Source organism: Enterococcus sp. AMC1086, from assembly GCF_058216575.1.
Genome location: NZ_CM177100.1, coordinates 3,076,580 through 3,096,555, shown reverse-complemented (window position 1 = coordinate 3,096,555; position 19,976 = coordinate 3,076,580). Strand labels below are relative to the sequence as shown.

13 protein-coding genes are annotated in these 19,976 nt (G+C 36.3%); 8 read left to right on the top strand and 5 right to left on the bottom strand.

From position 1 onward, the window contains the following. Positions 1-603 precede the first annotated feature (603 nt). From AC4BC4_RS14480 to AC4BC4_RS14470, 3 genes are all read left to right on the top strand, one after another. Positions 604-2,319, top strand: coding sequence for an ATP-dependent nuclease (locus AC4BC4_RS14480; RefSeq protein ID WP_490476163.1), 1,716 nt, complete (start codon positions 604-606; stop codon positions 2,317-2,319). Positions 2,320-2,522: 203 nt separating this feature from the next. After that, positions 2,523-3,473, top strand: coding sequence for an ABC transporter ATP-binding protein (locus tag AC4BC4_RS14475; RefSeq protein ID WP_438758026.1), 951 nt, complete (start codon positions 2,523-2,525; stop codon positions 3,471-3,473). Between the two features lies 1 nt (position 3,474). After that, the gene (locus AC4BC4_RS14470; RefSeq protein WP_490476162.1) at positions 3,475-4,992 is read left to right on the top strand and encodes an ABC transporter permease/substrate-binding protein; all 1,518 of its coding nucleotides are present in this window, start codon (positions 3,475-3,477) and stop codon (positions 4,990-4,992) included. Positions 4,993-5,605: 613 nt separating this feature from the next. Here AC4BC4_RS14470 and AC4BC4_RS14465 read toward each other — a convergent pair. Together AC4BC4_RS14465 and AC4BC4_RS14460 are read right to left on the bottom strand one after the other, a co-directional pair. Next, positions 5,606-6,589 carry a LacI family DNA-binding transcriptional regulator gene (locus tag AC4BC4_RS14465; RefSeq protein WP_438758028.1) on the bottom strand — a complete coding sequence of 328 codons (984 nt, stop codon included), beginning with the start codon at positions 6,587-6,589 and terminating at the stop codon, positions 5,606-5,608. A gap of 13 nt (positions 6,590-6,602) precedes the next feature. After that, positions 6,603-8,084, bottom strand: coding sequence for a sucrose-6-phosphate hydrolase (locus tag AC4BC4_RS14460; protein WP_490476161.1), 1,482 nt, complete (start codon positions 8,082-8,084; stop codon positions 6,603-6,605). A gap of 249 nt (positions 8,085-8,333) precedes the next feature. Between AC4BC4_RS14460 and AC4BC4_RS14455 the strand changes: the two genes are divergently transcribed. Together AC4BC4_RS14455 and AC4BC4_RS14450 are read left to right on the top strand one after the other, a co-directional pair. Next, complete coding sequence (locus tag AC4BC4_RS14455; RefSeq protein WP_490476160.1) at positions 8,334-10,295, top strand: sucrose-specific PTS transporter subunit IIBC; 1,962 nt, start codon at positions 8,334-8,336, stop codon at positions 10,293-10,295. After that, the gene (locus AC4BC4_RS14450; protein WP_490476159.1) at positions 10,285-11,898 is read left to right on the top strand and encodes a glycoside hydrolase family 13 protein; all 1,614 of its coding nucleotides are present in this window, start codon (positions 10,285-10,287) and stop codon (positions 11,896-11,898) included. Before AC4BC4_RS14455 ends, AC4BC4_RS14450 begins: the two co-directional genes overlap by 11 nt. A gap of 123 nt (positions 11,899-12,021) precedes the next feature. Here the strand turns inward: AC4BC4_RS14450 and AC4BC4_RS14445 are convergent, their stop codons facing one another. Further along, a complete protein-coding gene (locus AC4BC4_RS14445; RefSeq protein WP_490476158.1) occupies positions 12,022-14,208 on the bottom strand; it encodes an alpha-galactosidase in 2,187 nt (728 codons plus the stop codon). Between the two features lie 88 nt (positions 14,209-14,296). Between AC4BC4_RS14445 and AC4BC4_RS14440 the strand changes: the two genes are divergently transcribed. The 3 genes from AC4BC4_RS14440 (at position 14,297) to AC4BC4_RS14430 (ending at position 17,293) form a co-directional block, all read left to right on the top strand. Next, on the top strand, positions 14,297-15,094 hold the full coding sequence (locus AC4BC4_RS14440) for a helix-turn-helix domain-containing protein (protein WP_490476157.1): 798 nt from the start codon (positions 14,297-14,299) through the stop codon (positions 15,092-15,094). Positions 15,095-15,279: 185 nt separating this feature from the next. Continuing rightward, positions 15,280-15,735, top strand: a complete 456-nt coding sequence (gene argR / locus AC4BC4_RS14435) for an arginine repressor (RefSeq protein WP_490476156.1) — start codon at positions 15,280-15,282, stop codon at positions 15,733-15,735. 37 nt (positions 15,736-15,772) lie between these two features. Continuing rightward, positions 15,773-17,293: a phosphohexomutase domain-containing protein gene (locus AC4BC4_RS14430; protein ID WP_490476155.1), complete on the top strand. Its 1,521-nt coding sequence runs from the start codon at positions 15,773-15,775 to the stop codon at positions 17,291-17,293. 46 nt (positions 17,294-17,339) lie between these two features. Here AC4BC4_RS14430 and AC4BC4_RS14425 read toward each other — a convergent pair whose 3' ends face one another. Beyond that, positions 17,340-18,200, bottom strand: a complete 861-nt coding sequence (locus tag AC4BC4_RS14425) for an RluA family pseudouridine synthase (RefSeq protein ID WP_490476154.1) — start codon at positions 18,198-18,200, stop codon at positions 17,340-17,342. A 418-nt stretch (positions 18,201-18,618) separates the two neighbouring features. Next, complete coding sequence (locus AC4BC4_RS14420; protein WP_490476153.1) at positions 18,619-19,572, bottom strand: endo-beta-N-acetylglucosaminidase; 954 nt, start codon at positions 19,570-19,572, stop codon at positions 18,619-18,621. Positions 19,573-19,976 lie beyond the last annotated feature (404 nt).

Here is a 19,976-nt window from a genome sequence, read left to right as displayed (position 1 = left end):
TGTAAAGTGATAAAATTTACCGTTTGGCGAAATAATAAAAAATCATATTTATTTGGACTCAATCATGGTTTTTTTACATCGCTTTGAGTAAACGGGAAAAAATGAATAAAATGATGTTAAGTAGGGAACTTGACGGGACATTTCCATTAAAAATAGGAAATATCTCGTCAATTTTTTTATTTGATTACTCGGTTCCTTGATATTAAATATGTTGGAGGTTATTTTGTGTGTAATTCTTTGTAATAATGATGCTTTTTTATTTGGAATGGGATTTCCAGAATCATTGTTTTAGTTGTAAAGTTGTGTGAAGTATCACCTACATAGTTGTTTCTTTTAAAAATTAAAAAATTCATGATTTGTTTGAAATATATTAAACAGATATTGAAGGGACGCTTATTGTGAAAATTAACTTGGTAACTAGTGAAATGGAATTGAAGAATATAATTTTAAAATTGATACATAAAGGTTAACAAATTTTTCGAGCTAATATAGTTAGTATAATCTTATTGGGTATTTATTTATAATTGATATTGTGTTGAAATTTAATTTCAATATGTATTTTTTAGTTTATTAATTATAATTAGGTAGAAGGAGAGTAATACAATGCGATTAAGAGAACTGAAGATTAAAAATTTTGGATGTATTGGCGAGAATGAACTTATTATTAAGATCGATACAATTGTTGTTTTAATAGGCTCTAACAATGTTGGTAAGACAACTGTACTTGAGGCTTATAAAGCTTTTGAAACAGGAGGGTCTTTAGCAATAGATTCATTTCATCAATATGATAAAAATAATAGTATAGAAATTACTGGGAAATTCTCTGACATTACTGAGGATGATAAAATATTGATTGGAGAAAAATGGATACATGATGACACTGAGTATGGGGATTGCATAAAATACAGGTATATTTGGTCGATTCCTAATGTCAAAGGACAGAAACAGTCTTATAATAAGGAAAATAATGAATGGACGGATGGTGGTATGGGAGGATGGGACTCTAAAATACAAAGCTGTATACCAACATCATTGATAATTAATCCTTTGGACAATCCTGAGACTTTAGAAAAAACTATTATAGAGATTTTATCTTCAGCAGTTAAAGAGAGCTCAAAAATCTCTGGTTCGAAAATTAACGCATTAACAGATAGTCTTAATAACATTGCTGAAGAAATTCAAACGGAGATAAAAGGCGAGCTAGATGAGGCTACAAGTGGGATTGAATTAAATATAAGGAGCATTTTTCCACATACTACTGTATCATTAAAACCACAAGCAGGAAATTTTGCTCCAGAAAAAATAATAGCTTCAGGAAGCCATTTAAGAATAGGTAATGAAGGTAGCTCAAAAGATTATCCGTTATCAACACAAGGGGCGGGTCTTCAAAGAGCTTTTTTATGGTCAGCTATACAAGCTTTAGCAGAAAAAGGCAGGTTGAAGAAAGGTAAGGGAATTGTCAACAATGAAAAACCAAAAATATTGTTAATTGAAGAACCCGAATCTTTTTTACATCCGCCAGCTATTAGGGAGGCAAGAGAGGCTTTGTATGATATAGCTAAGGCGGATGGTTGGCAAGTCATGATTACTACACATTCTCCAATATTTATTGATGTTTCTAAAGAACATACAACAATTATTAGAGTAGATAAAACAGAAACTGGTGAAACTAAAAAATTCTCTACAGAAATAGCTGAATTTAATGTAGAAGAACGTGAAAGACTAAAAATGATTAGAAATTGCAATCCAGAAGTTAATGAATTCTTTTTTGCTGATAAAATATTATTAGTTGAGGGTGAAACGGAACATTCTATTTTTAACGAATTAAAAAAAGATAATAGTGTCCACATAGTAAATTGCTTTGGTAAAGGTAATATTCCAACATTTCAAAAAATACTAAATCATTTTGGTGTAACTTATACAGCTCTACACGATACTGATTGTCCTAAAGCTAAAAGAGTAGTAGACAAAAAAACTAAATGGTATAAAAATAGCGTTTGGACAATAAATGAGAAGATACTAGAAGAATCTTTAAAAAATGAGGGGAATATTATTTTAGCTAGTGTTCCAGATTTAGAAATTAATTATTTTGGAAAACTACAAAAAGGAGATAAACCCTATCAAGCGATAAAAAAAATAAAAGATAAAGAATTTCAAAAAACGGATGCCTATTCTAAGTTAGTTCAAATCGCTAATGTAGAAGTGGAGTATTTCAAAAAAAACAAATTGAATATAGAGTCTAAAGAGCAGTACAAAGAACAAGTAGAGGAATATGTTGAAAAACATGGACTAACTGATGAAAAGTGGATATTTGATTAAAAAAATGTAATTCATATAAGTAGCTTTTAGCAAAATAAAACTAAACCTTGACAGACAGTTGTCAGGTTTTTTTCTGTACAATAGAAACAAGTCGTTAGAAACATCGGACATTTTCAAGTATACTTATAAACATACTTAAAGATAATGAAAGATTACCTAAAAATAAATAGCATATGCATATAAGAAAAAAATGAGGTGAGTAGATGATTAATTTTCAAAACGTATCAAAAAAATACAATGACCAATTAGTCTTAGAAGATTTCGACGTCTCGATTGAAGACGGTGAATTTTTTGTATTAGTCGGTCCAAGCGGCAGCGGGAAAACGACCACCTTAAAAATGATCAATCGTTTGATCGAACCAACAGATGGTGATATCTATTTTAACGAGCAAAGACTAATTGACTATAATCTAAAAGAGCTACGCTTAACGATCGGTTATGTCCTTCAACAAATTGCTCTTTTCCCAAATCTAACGGTTGCTGAAAACATTGAATTAATTCCAGAAATGAAACATTGGAGTAAAGCTAAAAGACGGGAAAGAACAGAAGAACTATTAAGAAAAGTCAGTTTATCACCCGAAGAATATCTACACCGAAAACCAGCTGAATTATCTGGGGGAGAGCAACAACGTATCGGAATTTTAAGAGCGATCGCAGCCAAACCAGATATCATTTTAATGGACGAACCATTCAGTGCATTAGATCCTATTTCTAAAGGTCAGCTGCAACAATTGATCAAAGAATTGCATAGAGAATTAGCTAGTACCGTCGTTTTCGTAACACATGACATGAATGAAGCGCTATTTTTGGGCGACAGAATTTGTGTTATGAAGGAGGGAAAAATTGTTCAAACGGACACACCCGAACAAATCAGAAGCAATCCAGTCAATGATTTTGTGGCACAATTTTTCCAACAAGATCATTCCAGTTTGGAAAATTATTGTGCAAAAGATTTGATAGAATCTGGTTTTGTTGAAGACGGTCAAGTAGACAGCGAAATAAAGATCACCCTAGAAACGCCATTGCCGGCAATCATTCGTCTCCTTGTAGCTGGGGAAAAGGTCGTATTAACAGACGGAACCGGTCCAATCGGTGAAATTACGGATCGAACGATTTTACGTTTCTTAGAGACAAAGATAGAAGGTGATCAATAATATGGGAAAACTGATAGAAACATTCGTTGCCCGCAAAGAAGACTTTATTCAAGCGGTCGTAGAGCATATTCAATTATCGTTGCTGTCTCTATTGATTGCGATTCTTATAGCGATTCCATTAGCGATTTTATTGACGAATTATAAGAAAGCCGCTGAATTTGTATTGCAAATCACAGGTATTTTCCAAACAATACCGTCGTTAGCGCTACTTGGTTTATTGATTCCAGTGATCGGTATCGGCAGTCCCCCAGCAATCGTTGCCTTGGTGATTTATGCACTATTTCCGATTTTGCAAAATACCTACACAGGGTTGACTGAAATCGATCCTTCCTTAGAAGAAGCAGCCGAAGCATTTGGGATGAATAAACGAGAAAAACTAATCAAATTTGAACTACAATTAGCTTTACCTTATATCATTTCAGGGATTCGTACGGCGACAGTTATGATCATCGGAACAGCTACGCTTGCAGCTTTGATCGGTGCAGGAGGCCTCGGAACGTTCATCTTACTGGGAATCGACCGAAACAATGTCTACCTGATCTTGATCGGTGCCATATCTTCTGCTGTCTTGGCGGTCTTGTTTAACTTTGGGATTCATTTACTCGAAAAAGCTACAGTGAAACGCATCGTAGCGGCATTTATGGTCTTACTTGCGTTATTAGTGGGATCGTTTGTCTACACCCACCAAGAAGCAGAACAAAAAGAAATCACTGTTGCAGGGAAACTAGGTGCGGAACCGGATATCTTGATCAACATGTATAAACATTTGATTGAAGCAAATAGTGATATCCATGTAAACTTAAAATCAAATTTTGGGAAAACCAGTTTTCTATTTAATGCACTAAAATCTGGTGAAGTCGATGTCTATCCTGAATTTACTGGAACGGTTCTTGAAACATTTTTAAAGGACAATAAGAACACGTCGAAAGACCCAAGAGAAGTGTACGAATATGCACGAGATCAAATCAAAAAGCAAGAAAATATGGATTATCTAGAACCAATGCGTTATCAAAATACCTATGCTGTTGCGGTTAAACGATCATTTGCAAAAGAAAATGATTTGAAAACAATCGAAGATTTGAAAAAAGTTGAAAGCCAGTTGAAAGCTGGTTTTACGCTAGAATTTATTGACCGTGAAGATGGCTATAAAGGGTTACAAAAATTATATAATCTGAATTTAGATGTGAAGTCGATGGAGCCTTCTTTACGTTACCAAGCAATCAACAATGATGATGTCAATGTGGTGGATGCTTATTCGACAGATAGTGAATTGAAGCAGTATGATTTGGTGATTTTAGAAGATAATAAACAACTATTTCCACCTTATCAAGGAGCGCCATTGCTGAAAGCTGAAACGCTTGAGAAATATCCAGAATTAAAAGAATTATTACAGCCTTTAGTTGGTAAGATCACGGAAGAAGAAATGAGTGAGATGAATTACCAAGTCAACGTTGAGCAAAAAGATCCAGCGACCGTTGCACATGATTATTTGGTGGAGCATAAGATGGTGGAAAAATAGTAGTTGATAAATGAACAGGTAAAACGAGGAAGATGAATCGCTATCTTCCTTGTTTTACCTGTTCGGACTATCATAAGTTGTTTTTTGTATGCTTTATAAGGTATAATAAAAAAGAAGGTAATCATTATCATTATGATTACAAAAAAAGCCAGTGCGGATACACTGACTCTTTAGTTGAGTTTTGACTAAAGCTCAATAGTTTGTTGCAACGCCACTATCTTACTTTAGCGGGTCAGATAGAGGTCTTTTTTTTACCTAAAAATCAAAGTGATAAAAAGTTTAATCCCTTCGACAATATAGTAAGCCAACAGTGTGACGACTATTTTCGAAGCGATATCTTTTAACAAATCTTTCAAGGACCGCTTTTCCTATAAAATAAAGCAGGACAAAAGCGATAAAGACATATCTTTATGGCATCAACTCCTTTTTCAGAGCCTCAGCCGTTATTCAACTAGTTATAGTATATCAAAGATTGTAGCGATAATGTATTAAATATTTCACAAAAACGCATAAAGAGCATCAAGTCTATTGAAAGAAAAATAGACTTGATGCTCTTTAATTTTTCAACCAGCCTTACCACAGCAGATAAACGAAACCCCTTCAATCCAAACGATTACGTTGTTTGCCCCTGAATTAATTTTACAGGCAACAGATAATTCTTCTCCAATTTTTTTTCAGGATTTTGTATCCTCTGCAATAACAGATCAACTAAAATATCCGCATAATCAGCCATCGGTTGAGCAATCGTCGATAATTGAGGAAAATAATTTTGAACGAATTTTGTCCCGTCATAGCCAATGATCTTGAGCTGTTCAGGTACGTTTATCTGTAATTGCTGGCATTGATTATAGGCAAGAATAGCGGTTAGATCATCTGTACAAAATAAACTGTCAATGTCTTCTGTCTCTAAAATATGCTTGATCTCTAAGTTTTTTAGCGTCGTTGATCGAGCCGTCGTTTGAATATGAAAAATTTTAGGTTCCAATTCATGTTCTTCTAAAAATTTTAAATACCCGTTTAAACGAAAATTTGTTGGGGAGTTCGATTCATGTGAACCTGTCAGGATCGCAATTTTTCTTGCTCCTCTAACGTATAAGGTCTCGGTCGCTAAATACCCACCTTGGAAATTGTCACTGCCGATAATGGGAATAGTATTCCCTAAAAATCGGTCAAAAGAAACAATCGGAAGTTCAACATCCTCATATTCAGTGATTCCTAAGTTGTGGGCACCAGCAATAATGCCATCAACTTTGTTTGCTGCAAGCATATTTATATAATGACGTTCTTTTTCCTTATTATTGGCACTATCACACAAAATGACCCGATACCCCAAATCAAAGAGTTTTTGCTCGATTCTTTCCACCAACTCACCAAAAAACGGGTTCGCAACAGTTGGGAAAATAAGCCCGATTAATTGTGTGTTTTTTCCTTGTAGTGAACGAGCTAAAGAGTTTGGTTGGTAATTAAGCTCTTTCATCGCACGATTTACCTTATCAATTGTCTTTTTGCTTAATGAGCCGTAATTATTAATAACACGGGAAACAGTCGTAGGAGAAACACCAGCTTTTTTTGCTACATCTGTTAATTTGACGACCATACAATTCCATCCTTTATCGGTTAGTTTTCCGCAGTTGCCAAAATTGTCCTTGATAGTCTCCGTCACACGTTAAATGAAATCCTGTGTGTCCTTTTTCTGGGAATACTCGCATGGTTGCCACTTTTTCACCATCGTTGATGAAAAGTTCAACAACGGAAGAATCGACAAAAATTTGTAAATTCAATGGTTTTTGCTCGATAGAAAATGATCGTATAACGCCATATTCTTCTCCAAAAGGAACACCAGCATGACTGCGGTCTATTGTCATTTTACCACGTTGGGAATCAAAATGAATCGTTAATCCTTGATTCTGTTCTTTATCTGCATATAAGGTAAGTGTTCCAGTGGATAGGGAATGAAAGGATAGTGCTAATTCATATTGATTTGTTGTCGTCTCATGAAAAGAATCCTTGCTGTTATCAAAATAAACCGCTTCGTCGATGCGTAGTTGCTTCATCTCTTCAACAGGACGTTGATATAATTTTTTATCCGTTACAATCAATTCCTTCACGATGCTTAAACAATGTGCCCATTCTTCTTGATCAGTGGGATAATCGATTTCAGGTAAACCAATCCAGCTGATCGATAATAAACGCTCGTCGGGTGCTTTAAATGCTTGTGTAGCGTAAACGTCAAAGCCTTCATCTAAGTTTTTCAAGCTAGAAGGATTTGTTAAACTGTTTGATTCAGACTGATAAGAGTCGCCAATGATATACATATTTGGATAGATATTTTGGTAAGGGCAAATATCAGGATCTAACCCTTGTGGACAAAAAATAAGTAGAGCAAATTCTTCCGTTAAAAGTAAATTGGGGCATTCGATCATAAACCCCATGTTCTGATCAGTAAACCCTAATTCACCTATACATTGCCAAGAAAGTAAGTCAGAACTTTGGTAGGTTAGAATTTTTCCTTTTTCTGATTCATTTTGCGCTCCGATGGTCATTAGATAGCCAGACTTATAACGAAAGACCTGAGGATCTCTGAACTCAGACGTATAGCCGACTGGCGGTGCAGTAATAAGCGGTTGTTCGATTTTTTTAATGCTACCTGATTTATCCATCCAGGCGCCTAATTGATAAGAATGACGAGTCCAATCATCATCACGAACGTTACCTGTATAAGCAAGAAATAACTGATCAGAAATCGGCAGAGCAGTTCCTGAATAAACGCCATGGCTATCGTATAGGCTATCTGGGAATACTTTTGTTCCCTCTTCCTTCCAATCAATCAAATTATCAGAGGTCATGTGGTACCAAGATTTTATCCCATGAACTGGGCCCATTGGATAAGATTGATAAAAAACGTGCCACTGATCATTGAAAAATGAAAAACCGTTTGGATCGTTTAGCAACCCTGTAGCAGGTTGAATATGATAGCCTAAACGCCAAGTTGAGATGTCGATCTTCTGTTTTAGTGAGGCAAGGTGTTCAGGTCCCCATTCTTGATAAGGCTGATAACGTTCTTCTTTAGACCAAACTTTTTTTACGGACATATATATTCTCCTCGTAAGCGTATTCTCAGATATAGTGTAACTATTTTTTATTTAAATGTCAAACGTATGACAATTCAGGTGTTTTAGTTTTATTTTCATTTGTTTGGTTATGATTAAAATTGATATACGTTTGACAATCGGTTGAAATCATGGCATACTTTGTAGGTGAAAAAGCGATTACATTTTTTGAAACACAGAATAGTTTCTTCTATTTCAGTAGCGCTTAAATGACAATTAGGGGGAAAGAAGATGGATTACAAAAAAGTAGCAAAGGAAATCAACGAAGCACTTGGTGAAGACAATATTCAAGCGGCCGCGCATTGTGCAACTCGTCTAAGGCTCGTTCTAAAGGATTCAAGTAAAGTGGATCAGAAAGCTTTAGATAATAATGAGGCTGTGAAAGGAACGTTTGAAGCCAATGACCAATTCCAAATTATCATCGGTGCTGGAGATGTAAATAATGTATACGATGAACTTATAAAAATCACCAATGTTAAAGAAGCATCTACAGCTGACCTAAAAGCAGTCGCATCGAATGGTAAAAAAAATAATCCCATTATGGCCTTTATTAAGGTATTATCTGATATTTTTGTTCCGATTGTCCCAGCATTAGTTGCGGGTGGATTATTAATGGCTTTAAACAATGTATTGACTGCTCAGGATTTATTTGGTCCTCAATCAGTCGTGGAACTATTTCCGAATGTAAAAGACTTTGCGAGTATCATCAATCTATTAGCGTCTGCTCCATTTGCTTTCCTACCGATCTTGGTCGGTTTTTCTGCTACTAAGCGCTTTGGTGGAAATCCTTATTTAGGGGCTGCAATGGCAATGGCGATGGTTATGCCTGATTTAGTTAATGGCTATGGTGTGGCAAATGCAATCGCAGATGGAAGTATGCCGTATTGGCATATTTTTGGAATGGATGTTGCACAAGCCGGCTATCAAGGTTCCGTATTGCCTGTATTAGCGGTTTCGTGGCTTTTAGCGTCTTTAGAAAAATTTTTCCACAAACGGATTCCCAATGCATTTGATTTTACATTTACACCTATGCTGGCGATCATTATTACTGGATTTTTAACATTTATTGTTGTGGGTCCAATGATGAGAATTGTATCAGATGGTCTGACGAATGGGCTTGTTTGGTTGTATGATACAACAGGAGCAGTCGGCTTAGGAGTGTTCGGTCTATTTTATTCACCCATTGTAATCACTGGATTGCATCAAAGCTTCCCAGCTATTGAAACGACTCTGTTAGCAGATGTCGCACGAACTGGCGGATCATTTATTTTCCCAGTCGCTTCTATGGCCAATGTGGGTCAAGGAGGAGCGACGCTTGCGATCATGTTATTAACAAAAAATAAAAAGCAAAAAAGCTTAGCAACATCAGCAAGTATTTCTGCTATGCTAGGCATTACTGAACCAGCGATTTTCGGGGTCAATTTAAAGCTTAAATTTCCATTTATTTGTGGAATGATTGCGTCAGCTGTAGCCTGTTTATTTATCGGTGCTTTCCATGTACTTTCAGTAGCGATGGGACCAGCAAGTGTCATCGGATTTATTTCGATTGCACCAAAATCGATTTCATATTTCATGATCGGTATTGTTATCAGTATCTGTGTAGGCTTCGTGACAACTTATGTATACGGAAAACGTCATATGGCCATTTTTGTAGACGAAGATGAAACAGCTGGAGAAGTTGCCGTTGAAATCAACGAAGATCCTGAAGTAGGTGTGACAGCTGTCCAAGATGAAGTATTGGTTTCGCCTGTAAGTGGTACACCTATTTCCTTGAAAAAAGTAAATGATCCTGTATTTGCACAAGAAATGATGGGAAAAGGGATTGCAGTGATTCCTGAAAAAGGTATTATTTATGCACCTGCTGATGGAGAATTGACTGTTGTTTATGATTCAAAGCATGCCTATGGACTTAGAACAACAAATGGCGCAGAGGTATTGATCCATATCGGAATCGATACAGTTCAATTAAAAGGCGAAGGTTTTGAAACAAATAGAAAATACGGTGAATTAGTAAAAAAAGGTGATATTTTAGGTACAGTTGATTTAGAGAAAATCAAAGAGGCTGGTTTAGATAGCACCGTAATGATGATTATTACAAATACGGATGACTACGCTGCTGTAGAAGCGATTGATCTACCAAAAGTGGATGGAGGCCAAGCTCTATTGGCAGTAAGTGCACATTATGAAAACTAATTGGTGGAAAAAAGCAACGATTTACCAAATCTATCCACGTAGCTTTCAAGATACAAATGCTGATGGTATCGGGGACTTAAAAGGGATCATTCAGCGTTTGGACTATCTGTCCCTTTTAGGGATAGAGGCCATTTGGCTGAGTCCTGTTTACCAATCGCCCAATGAAGATAATGGCTATGATATTAGTGATTATGAAGCAATTGGCTCAGAATATGGCACCATGGAAGATATGGATAATCTAATCGCTGAAGCACAGAAAAGAAAAATCAAGATTATTATGGATCTGGTCGTAAATCATACGTCATCAGAACATCCGTGGTTTCAGTCAGCACTTCAAAATCCTACGAGTGAGTATCATGATTTTTATATCTGGAGAAAAGGAAATGAAAGTGAAAAACCGAATGAACTTCAATCAAATTTTGGTGGTTCTGCGTGGACCTTTGTTCCAGCACTAGGGGAATATTATTTTCATTTACATGCAAAAGAACAGCCAGATTTAAATTGGGAAAACCCTGTGATGCGTCAAGAAATTTATCGTATGATGAATTATTGGATTGAAAAAGGGGTTGGCGGCTTTCGCTTAGATGTCATTGATTTGATTGGAAAAGAACCTGATCAGTTGATTACTAAAAACGGACCAAAGCTACATGAACTACTACAAGAAATGAATCGAAATACGTTTGGAGAATATGATTTAGTTACAGTCGGTGAAACCTGGGGGGCAACACCAGAAATCGCTCAGCTTTATTCCGATGAGAGCAGAGAAGAGCTATCAATGGTTTTTCAGTTTGAACATATCAATTTAGACAAGCAGGCAGGCAAAAGAAAATGGGATATCAAAAAATTAGATCCTAAAGAGTTGCATCAAGTGTTTTCTAAGTGGCAAACGGAATTAGCGGGGAAAGGGTGGAACTCACTGTTCTGGAATAATCATGATTTACCTCGAATCATCTCTCGTTGGGGAGAGGATCAGAAGTATCGAGTGATTAGTGGAAAAATGCTGGCTATCTATCTGTACTTCCTTCAAGGAACACCTTATATTTATCAGGGAGAAGAGATTGGCATGATCAACTACCCGATTAAAACAATTGATGAGGTTGATGATATCGAGAGTCGCAGAATGTATGATGAACGTATCAATTCGGGCTACACAGAAGAAGAAATTATAACATCGATCAATGCAAAAGGGCGGGATAACGCACGTCATCCGATGCAGTGGGATGATTCTGAACAAGCAGGTTTCACAAAGGGGATTCCATGGCTTCCAGTAGGGAACTCGAATGAAATCAATGTAGAAACGGCCTTAAATGATCCGAACTCTTTATTTTATACGTATCAAAAACTTATTCAGCTGCGTAAAGAAATGCCGATTATTATAGAAGGAACATTTGAAAGCATTCCAACTAATGATGCAACAGTTTTAGCCTATATTCGCGAGTATCAAGGTGAAAGAGTGTTCGTTGTCGTCAATTTCTCTGATCAACCAGCACATTTTGCTTTAGGAAAAATAGGAGTAATAAAAGAAATGATCATCCATAATGATGAAAAAGAGATCACAGATGAGCTACTTGCTTATGAAGCATATGCAGTCTATTTAAAGTAAGCAAAAGAGAAAAGCATATAGCCCAGAAAAATAGACGACCTCTACAAAGGGTAGAAAAACGATTTTTGTAGAGAATATCTTATTTTTCTGGGCTGTTTTGATTCTGAAAAATTAGTATAGAAACTAGTTAGCTAATGAATCAAGAACGGTCCAATGTTTATAAAAGCATTGGAAATCTCCTTTTATTCTTGGAACTAGTATTCCGGCATGATTTAATTCACTACCACTGAATATGTTTCCCGTTTCCGTGTCTTTATAATGTGCAGATTCGTCTAAATAGTTTGTTTTTAAGTATTGAATAGGTTGAGCGGGCTTGGCAAGACCATTGGAATAAACAAGCAAAGCGTCTGTTTCATTTTTAAATAACCATGCAGTAGCATACGTTGAATCAATTTCTTTGATACGGTAGAATTGCCCAAATTGCAATAATCTCCGATGTTTTTTATAAAATGTAATTTGGTCTTTTATTTCAGCTAATGCTTGTGGAGACTGTTTTTCTATTGCTAGTTCGTAGCCGAAATTTCCACTCATAGCAATTAGAAAGCGACTTTCTAAGGGTGTATTTCGGCCTAGTTGATGGTTTGGGGTATCTGAAACATGCGCGCCCATCATGATAGGTGGATAAAGATAGCTGTATCCGTATTGGATTTTCGTCCGACATAACGCATCGGTGTTGTCACTTGCCCATGTTTGAGGCATATAAGCGACCATCCCCGGATCGAATCGTCCTCCGCCGCTCGAACAATTTTCAAATAATACGTGTGGAAATTGTTTTGTGATCTCAGATAAAATATGATACAACCCTAAAACATACCGATGACTCACTTCTTTTTGTTGATCATCCGGTAAAATAAAGCTGCCAACTTCAGTTAAGTGTCGGTTCATGTCCCATTTTATATAATCGATTTTATTTGAAGAAAGATAATTGCTTAATACCTGAATAAGATACTCTTGGACTTCAGGTAAGCTTAAATTTAAGACAAGCTGTTGTCTTCCTTGAGTTTGAGGATAGTCAGGGACTTGTAAACTCCATTCAGGATGTGCTTCAAATAAACGACTTTTCACAGAAATCATTTCTGGTTCAAACCACAACCCAAATTTCATATTCTGTTGATGTAGAATATCTGCAAACTGTTCAATGCCATTAGGTAGTTTGGTTTTATTGACAACCCAATCCCCCAAAGAGGTGGTATCATCTTCTCGTTGCCCAAACCAGCCATCATCTAAAACAAACAACTCTATTCCTAAATCTCGTGCCTGTTTTGCTTGGCTAATTAAGTCCTCTTCTGTAAAATCAAAATAATTTCCTTCCCATGAATTAAGCAAAATTGGCCGTTCCTGTTCTTGCCAATATTCTGGTATTAAATATGATTGGTACAGTTTATGAAATGTTTGAGAAAGGGCGTTGAATCCCTGATTGCTAAAATTCAACACGACTTCAGGTGTTTGGAAACTAGACTCAGGCATCAATTTCCACTCAAAAGTTTCTGGGTTGATCCCTATCTGAATTCGTGTACTGCCGTATTGTTCTACTTCGGCTTGGGCAACGAAATTTCCACTGTAAATGAAATGAAATCCGTAAACCTGTCCTTGGTCTTCATTTGTATAGCGATCGGCAAGTCCTAAAAACGGATGATGTTGTGGACTGCTCGTCCCTCTGGTCGAACTTATTTTTTGGCTACCTGGATGAAGTGGCTGCCGATGAATCGTTGCTTCATTTGTGTGTGAACCATTAAGTGTTATTAGATCAAAATCAGACCGCGGCAAGTCTAATAACATGGAGCCAGCATTTTCTAAATAAATAGGCTGTAAGCCATTATTTCGATACTCAACACTGCGTGTTATGACTGGAAGATCATCATAAATGGTATAGCGAAGAACCATCTCAAGAGATTGGATCGGATCGATAAGGTAGATTTCTAACGTTTGCTGCGTTTCCCCACGTAATGAAGGTAATTCTTTCAACGGACATTTACTTTGCAAAATTTCAAAGCGATCATACACAAAATCTGTGATTCGAAAACCATCTAAATTTCGAAACTGATAATTACTTACCCGATAATCTAAACTTCCTTGTGTACTCGTTTCAAGAGGCAAAGCGTTTAAAGAAAATGTTCGTTCTTCACTGATCGGATTCGTGGCAAAACCACGATCGATATACTGCAATTGATTGACTTGATGGTAATTGTTTAAATAGGGGCCAAAATATCTATGGGTAAGATATTTTTCTTTTTCAATGCCGATGATATAGCTTATTTTATTATTGCTTAGGTGGAAAATGTTTTGTGAATCATCGAAATAAATCGTCATATCAATCATTCCTTTTCGTTTATTATGTACATAGTATCGAGTATAATAGGAAGAGACAAGACAAAATAATTTTAAGGAGGGTAATAAATTGCGGAATTTTGTTCGGCAATTCCATTATACAGATGATCAACATTTGCCGATCATTCGTGGAGTTGGGATAAGTGAGGGCAGTAGTACATATAATTGGGATGCTCGTGTTCGAAAAGAACAGCTGATTGTTTTACAGGTGACATTAGCCGGGGAAGGTTTCTTAGAAATAGGCGGAAGAAGAATTTCTCTAACGAAAAACAAAGCCTTTTTTGCAAAAATACCTGGGAATTATCGCTATTTTGGTGAGGAGTGGCGTTTTTTATTTATCGAATTTTCAGCGATAATGACGCAATGGCTAGATACCTCACTTTCTATTATCGAATTATCAACGGATTTGATTGAAAGACTTAGAAGTATAGTCATTGATTTAAAAGAGCGTGAGTTGAGTGCAATTCAAAATGCTAAAATGGCATTTGCTCTTTTTTTAGATATTAAAGAAGCAATCCAAAACGAAATTCAACAAAAAACGGAGGGGATCCAGGCAGTAAAAAAATACATTGATACTTATTATTTTGAAGACATAAGTTTAGATTTCCTATCTGAAAGATACATGATGTCAAAGTATACATTGATTCGTCAGTTTGAAGAAGCCTACAAATCATCACCCATAAACTATTTAAAACAAGTACGAATTATTCAATCTCTTTCTTTATTATGGGAAGAAGAGGAGATTGGCCAAGTGGCAAAAAAAGTTGGCTTTTCAACGGGAAATTATTTTAGTAAAGTCTTTAAAAAAGAGATGGGGATGTCTCCAAGTGAGTACAGAAATCAAAAAGAAATTTATTTTCCACGATAACCTACAAATCGAAAAGTGAATTCTGTAAAAGTAGAATATTGAGAAATATTTTTAGGTGAAAGTGGGGAATGATTGTCTGATAATCGCTGATTTTTTATGAATAAAGTAATTTTTACCAAAAAGAAATGCAAATTTCCTAAACTTTCGCTATAATAAAGAAAATAACCAAAACAGGAAGTGGAAACATGAAAAAAACAGACCGACAACGGTTGATCAAACAATTGATCACAGAAAATGAAATAGAAACCCAAGACGACCTGATTGCACTTCTTGAAGAATCTGGCGTCAAAGCAACCCAAGCAACTGTTTCAAGAGACGTTCGTGAGATGAGTATCGTTAAAACGCACGGCTCAGATGGTCGAGTGAAATATGCGTTATTCTCTCAACAACAAGCATCCAGCAGTGAAGAAAAACTAAAAGAATCCGTGAAAGATTCAGTGATTCGCATGGAACGCGTGCAATTTATGGTGATCGTCCGCACAGACATGGGTGCAGCAGATGTAGTAACGAATTTTTTAGATGAAGTCAGTTATGAAGAAATTGCGGGAACAGTCGCGGGAGTTGATACAATCATTATCATTGCTCGTTCAGAAGATGACGCAATAACGGTAGTTGAACGTTTTGAAGCGATGATGGATTAAGCATAACCAATCAAAAAATGAAGGGAGATTTGGTTACATGGATTTGAAAGCGTTACAAAATGGGTCAGACATAAGAGGAATAGCGGTAGAGCATGAAGAGAAAACAGCGAATTTAACACCAGCGCAAGTCGGGAAAATTGCAGTAGGAATGGTTCATTGGCTTCGGGATGAAAAGAATTTAGTGGAAAAACATCAATCGGGAAAATTAAAAATCGGTATCGGTCATGATAGCCGTATTTCAGCTGATAGCTTGAAACAAGCATTGATCGACAGTTTCGTGGAACAAAACGTTGAAGTTTTAGATTTTGGTTTAGCTACGACGCCCGCAATGTTTATGGCTACTCAATTTCCTCAATACGATTGTGATGCAACGATTATGATCACAGCGAGTCATTTGCCGTATTATTTTAATGGACTAAAATTATTCACTAAATCTGGTGGTGCAGAAAAAGCGGACATTGCGTATATCTTAGAACACTCTGAACGACCAGCAATTAAAGCAAAAGGATCAGTAACCAAAACCTCGATTTTAGAGGATTATTCCGCTGACTTAACGGATAAAATTCGTAAAGGTATGAAAACAACAGAAGAAAAGCCTCTAAAAGGGTTTCATATTATAGTAGATGCTGGTAATGGCGCAGGTGGTTTCTTTGCTGAAAAAGTCCTGGAAAAACTTGGAGTAGACATCACTGGTTCGCAATTTTTAGAACCTGACGGCATGTTCCCCAATCATATTCCAAATCCAGATAATAAAGAAGCCATGGCAAGTATTCAACAAGCTGTCTTAAAAAATAAAGCCGATCTCGGAGTGATTTTTGATACGGATGTGGATCGCTCGGCTGTAGTGGATGCATCTGGTGAAGTGATCAATCGAAATAATTTGATCGCTGTCCTGGCAACGATCGTTTTGGCGGAATATCCAGGTAGTAGCATCGTGACGAACTCACCAACGTCAAGCCACTTGAAAGAATTCATTGAGTCAAAAGGTGGCAAACAAGTGCGCTATATTTCTGGTTATCGTAATGTGATCAATAAAATGATCGAGCTCAATGAAGAAGATATCGACACCCAATTAGCAATTGAAACAAGCGGACATGCAGCCTTTAAAGAAAACTACTATTTAGATGACGGTGCCTATGTAATTGCCAAAATCCTAATGTTATTGCCTAAATTAAAAAAAGAAAACTCTACTCTAGGTGACTTGATAAGTTCATTAAAACAACCAACAGAAACTCAAGAGCTGCGCTTTGAAATTATAGCTGAAAAAGTCCGCGATTATGGTGAGCAAGTAATTCGAGATTTAAGTGGTTTTGTTTTGAGTCAAAGAGGGATGAAAGTTGATTCTGAAAATCATGAAGGAATTCGGGTGAATGTATACGAAGATTATGGAAGAGGTTGGTTTTTACTGCGGATGAGTTTACATGAGCCATTGTTAGTTTTACAAGTAGAAAATGATCGATCTGGCATGAATCAGAATGTTTTAGAAGTCTTATCTGATTTCTTTGAGGAGTATAAACAATTAGATTTAGCTAAATTAAATGAAGTAGTAAATAAATAATAAAAGCTAGGAAAGAACAGAAAAGTTCTCTCCTAGCTTTTTTAGCTTACCATAGACTTGGAGAAGCAATTGCCACAATCGTTTCTCCAGTAAATGGATGAGTCAGATGCAGTTCATAGGCATGAAGCATCAAACGCCCTACAGGCTTTGAATGGTACAACGGATCACCAACGATTGGATGGCCAATACTTGCTAAATGAACACGGATCTGATGGGTTCGCCCAGTTTCTAAAACGCAGTATATAGTTGTTTTATTGGTTTTTTTCAAATAATTCGCAACATCAACATGAGTAACAGCCACATCTCCGCGCTGTTCATCAATTACTCGTTTTCTGCGATCATGGCGATCACGTCCAATTTTTTTACGAATGGACAAAGACTCTTTTAAATGACCTGAAACCACCGCTTGATAGCGTCGATAGATTTCTTTACGCTCCAATAATCGACCTAAAATCGGCAATACAAAAGGATTTTTAGCAAATAAAATCGCACCACTTGTCTCTTTATCTAATCGATGAACCACATACGGAATTTGATCTTTAGCTGCTAGGTAAGCAGCTAAATGGTTAAGTAACGTATCATTTTCATCGGGTTGATTAGGGTGAGTTTTCATTCCAATTGGTTTATTCAAAATAATCAAGTGTTCGTCTTCAAATAATACATCAATAGTAGAAGCATCCCCTAAAAGAATCGCTGGTGTGGGATAATCTTCTGATTCAAACTGTAACGTAACAATATCGCCACTCTTCACAGGAAAATGAAATAAATTAGGCTCTCCATTGATCAAAACATTTTTTCGAGTTCTTAAAAAGTGACGTACTTTACGAGGAACTAACCATTCTTGTTCGAGTAATTCTCGGACGGTTTGTTCTTCAAAATTCTTAGGTAACTGGATGGATACTTCCATTTGTTTTCCACCTTTTCAATAGCATTCTATCTTAGTTTAACAAATGAAAGGATAAGTTCAAGTCGTTAGCTACAATTAAAGTGATAGAGGAGGAAGTTCGCTTGCTTTTTGAGATGTATGGTCACTTTGTACTGTAGCTTTCAGTTATTTGTGAAAAGGAAACGTCGCTCGCTATGTTGGCTAAATATTGTTCATCATTTGTTCTAACGGAGCTGCTACGGGTAGTGACAGGACACAAAGAACCCGTCCTTTGGGGAAGGACGGGAAAGGAGTTGAAAATGAAAAAGTGTTTTGTTAGGGTTGTTTGTTGGTATACATATATAATACAAATCAAATATGAATTTTTTGTGTACTAATTTATTCGAAACTGTAAAGCTTTTCTAAAGAAGTGTTTAAGTTTTACACGAAATTTCACTAACTAGTTGTTTTTCATTGAATTGATTAAACGGTTGGTCCAGCTAAAATCAGTTTTTGTGATCGTATCATCCCCGAATTGTTTGCCATCTCGATCGATCGCATAAACGAACATGCCGCCTTTTGGGCCATCTTTTGGATTCCATTTCGCATAAGAATATGCCCGACTTGTTTCATAAGGTTCTACAGTATCATTCCAACGATTACGATCTTGTTCTTCTGGGAAAGAGACTCCAGGAAGAATTTGTTGCGGTGTAATCGAAGTTTTATAAGTGTTCCATGTATTATCTAAAGAACTAGCTGACCGGCCGTATGCTTGGATAAATAGATAGTCAACATAAGAAGCAACTTTTTTAAATAAAGAATGATTATCTTTATTCGTATCATAAATCAACAACTTCCCAGTATTGGAATTTGGACCTAATTTTTTAGATAATGCTTTGAATGTACCAGCAGCGATTTCCTCTTGTTTAGCAGTTAAACTAGATTCCATATCAATATCCAGTCCGTCTAAGTTCCATGGAGTCAGATAAGTATCGATCAAGTGTTGTGCATATTTATCATATTCTGCAGCTGTTGGTGTTTGGCCGGTATGAGGGACAGCCCAAACTTCTCTAATATCAATCGTCCGAATGACACGAGTTCCTCTAGCATGTAATGTCGGAACATAAGTATCTTTTAATGTATCCCAAAATTTTTGTTGATTTGTCCCAGGATTGACATAATGGAAAACTGAGACAATATCTACGCCTTCAGGAATATCTGTCATCGCAGTAACATTTTGATCAGGTAATGTAGAATTTGCATTGTGAGGCATCGTAACGTCTCGCCATGTGCGATAATAAGCCATCATGATCGGATCTGGCGTTGTTTGCGCTGCATTTGACTGATCAGGTAGTAAACTAAAACTTAGTAAAAAGAAAACTGGAATAAGTAAAAGTGGAAGCTTTTTTAACATAAGAATTCTCCTTCTCTATTTTTTTGTAAAGCGGTTACATACCAAGAGAAGTGTACCATAAAAAAATCTATAATAGCAACTTGAAATGTTCTGACAGATGAGTTGAAAAGAAGTTTTATAACTAATTATAGCTGGAAATTTTCGCAGAACAAAAAGATGAGGCTAAACGGTGGGAGCAGAAGCAACTCCCTCTTATTTCTCGGAGTTAAGCACTTCTGTCCCAACCTCGAAAAGGAGTTAGAAAATGAAAAAGTGTTTTGTTAGGGTTGTTTGTTGGTATACTTGTATAATAAAGGGAAAATATGATTTTTTTTATGATCAAAGGATTGCTAAATCAGCATTTTTTTCAAGAAAAATAAGAATTTATCGTTCAAAACACGATTTTACTCTATACTACCATTGAT

Coding starts and splice junctions, on each gene's coding strand:
- AC4BC4_RS14425 (WP_490476154.1), bottom strand. CDS start 18,200: ATGGAAGTATCCATCCAGTTACCTAAGAATTTTGAAGAACAAACCGTC.
- AC4BC4_RS14445 (WP_490476158.1), bottom strand. CDS start 14,208: ATGACGATTTATTTCGATGATTCACAAAACATTTTCCACCTAAGCAAT.
- AC4BC4_RS14430 (WP_490476155.1), top strand. CDS start 15,773: ATGGATTTGAAAGCGTTACAAAATGGGTCAGACATAAGAGGAATAGCG.
- AC4BC4_RS14475 (WP_438758026.1), top strand. CDS start 2,523: ATGATTAATTTTCAAAACGTATCAAAAAAATACAATGACCAATTAGTC.
- AC4BC4_RS14480 (WP_490476163.1), top strand. CDS start 604: ATGCGATTAAGAGAACTGAAGATTAAAAATTTTGGATGTATTGGCGAG.
- argR (WP_490476156.1), top strand. CDS start 15,280: ATGAAAAAAACAGACCGACAACGGTTGATCAAACAATTGATCACAGAA.
- AC4BC4_RS14470 (WP_490476162.1), top strand. CDS start 3,475: ATGGGAAAACTGATAGAAACATTCGTTGCCCGCAAAGAAGACTTTATT.
- AC4BC4_RS14420 (WP_490476153.1), bottom strand. CDS start 19,572: ATGTTAAAAAAGCTTCCACTTTTACTTATTCCAGTTTTCTTTTTACTA.
- AC4BC4_RS14450 (WP_490476159.1), top strand. CDS start 10,285: ATGAAAACTAATTGGTGGAAAAAAGCAACGATTTACCAAATCTATCCA.
- AC4BC4_RS14455 (WP_490476160.1), top strand. CDS start 8,334: ATGGATTACAAAAAAGTAGCAAAGGAAATCAACGAAGCACTTGGTGAA.
- AC4BC4_RS14465 (WP_438758028.1), bottom strand. CDS start 6,589: ATGGTCGTCAAATTAACAGATGTAGCAAAAAAAGCTGGTGTTTCTCCT.
- AC4BC4_RS14460 (WP_490476161.1), bottom strand. CDS start 8,084: ATGTCCGTAAAAAAAGTTTGGTCTAAAGAAGAACGTTATCAGCCTTAT.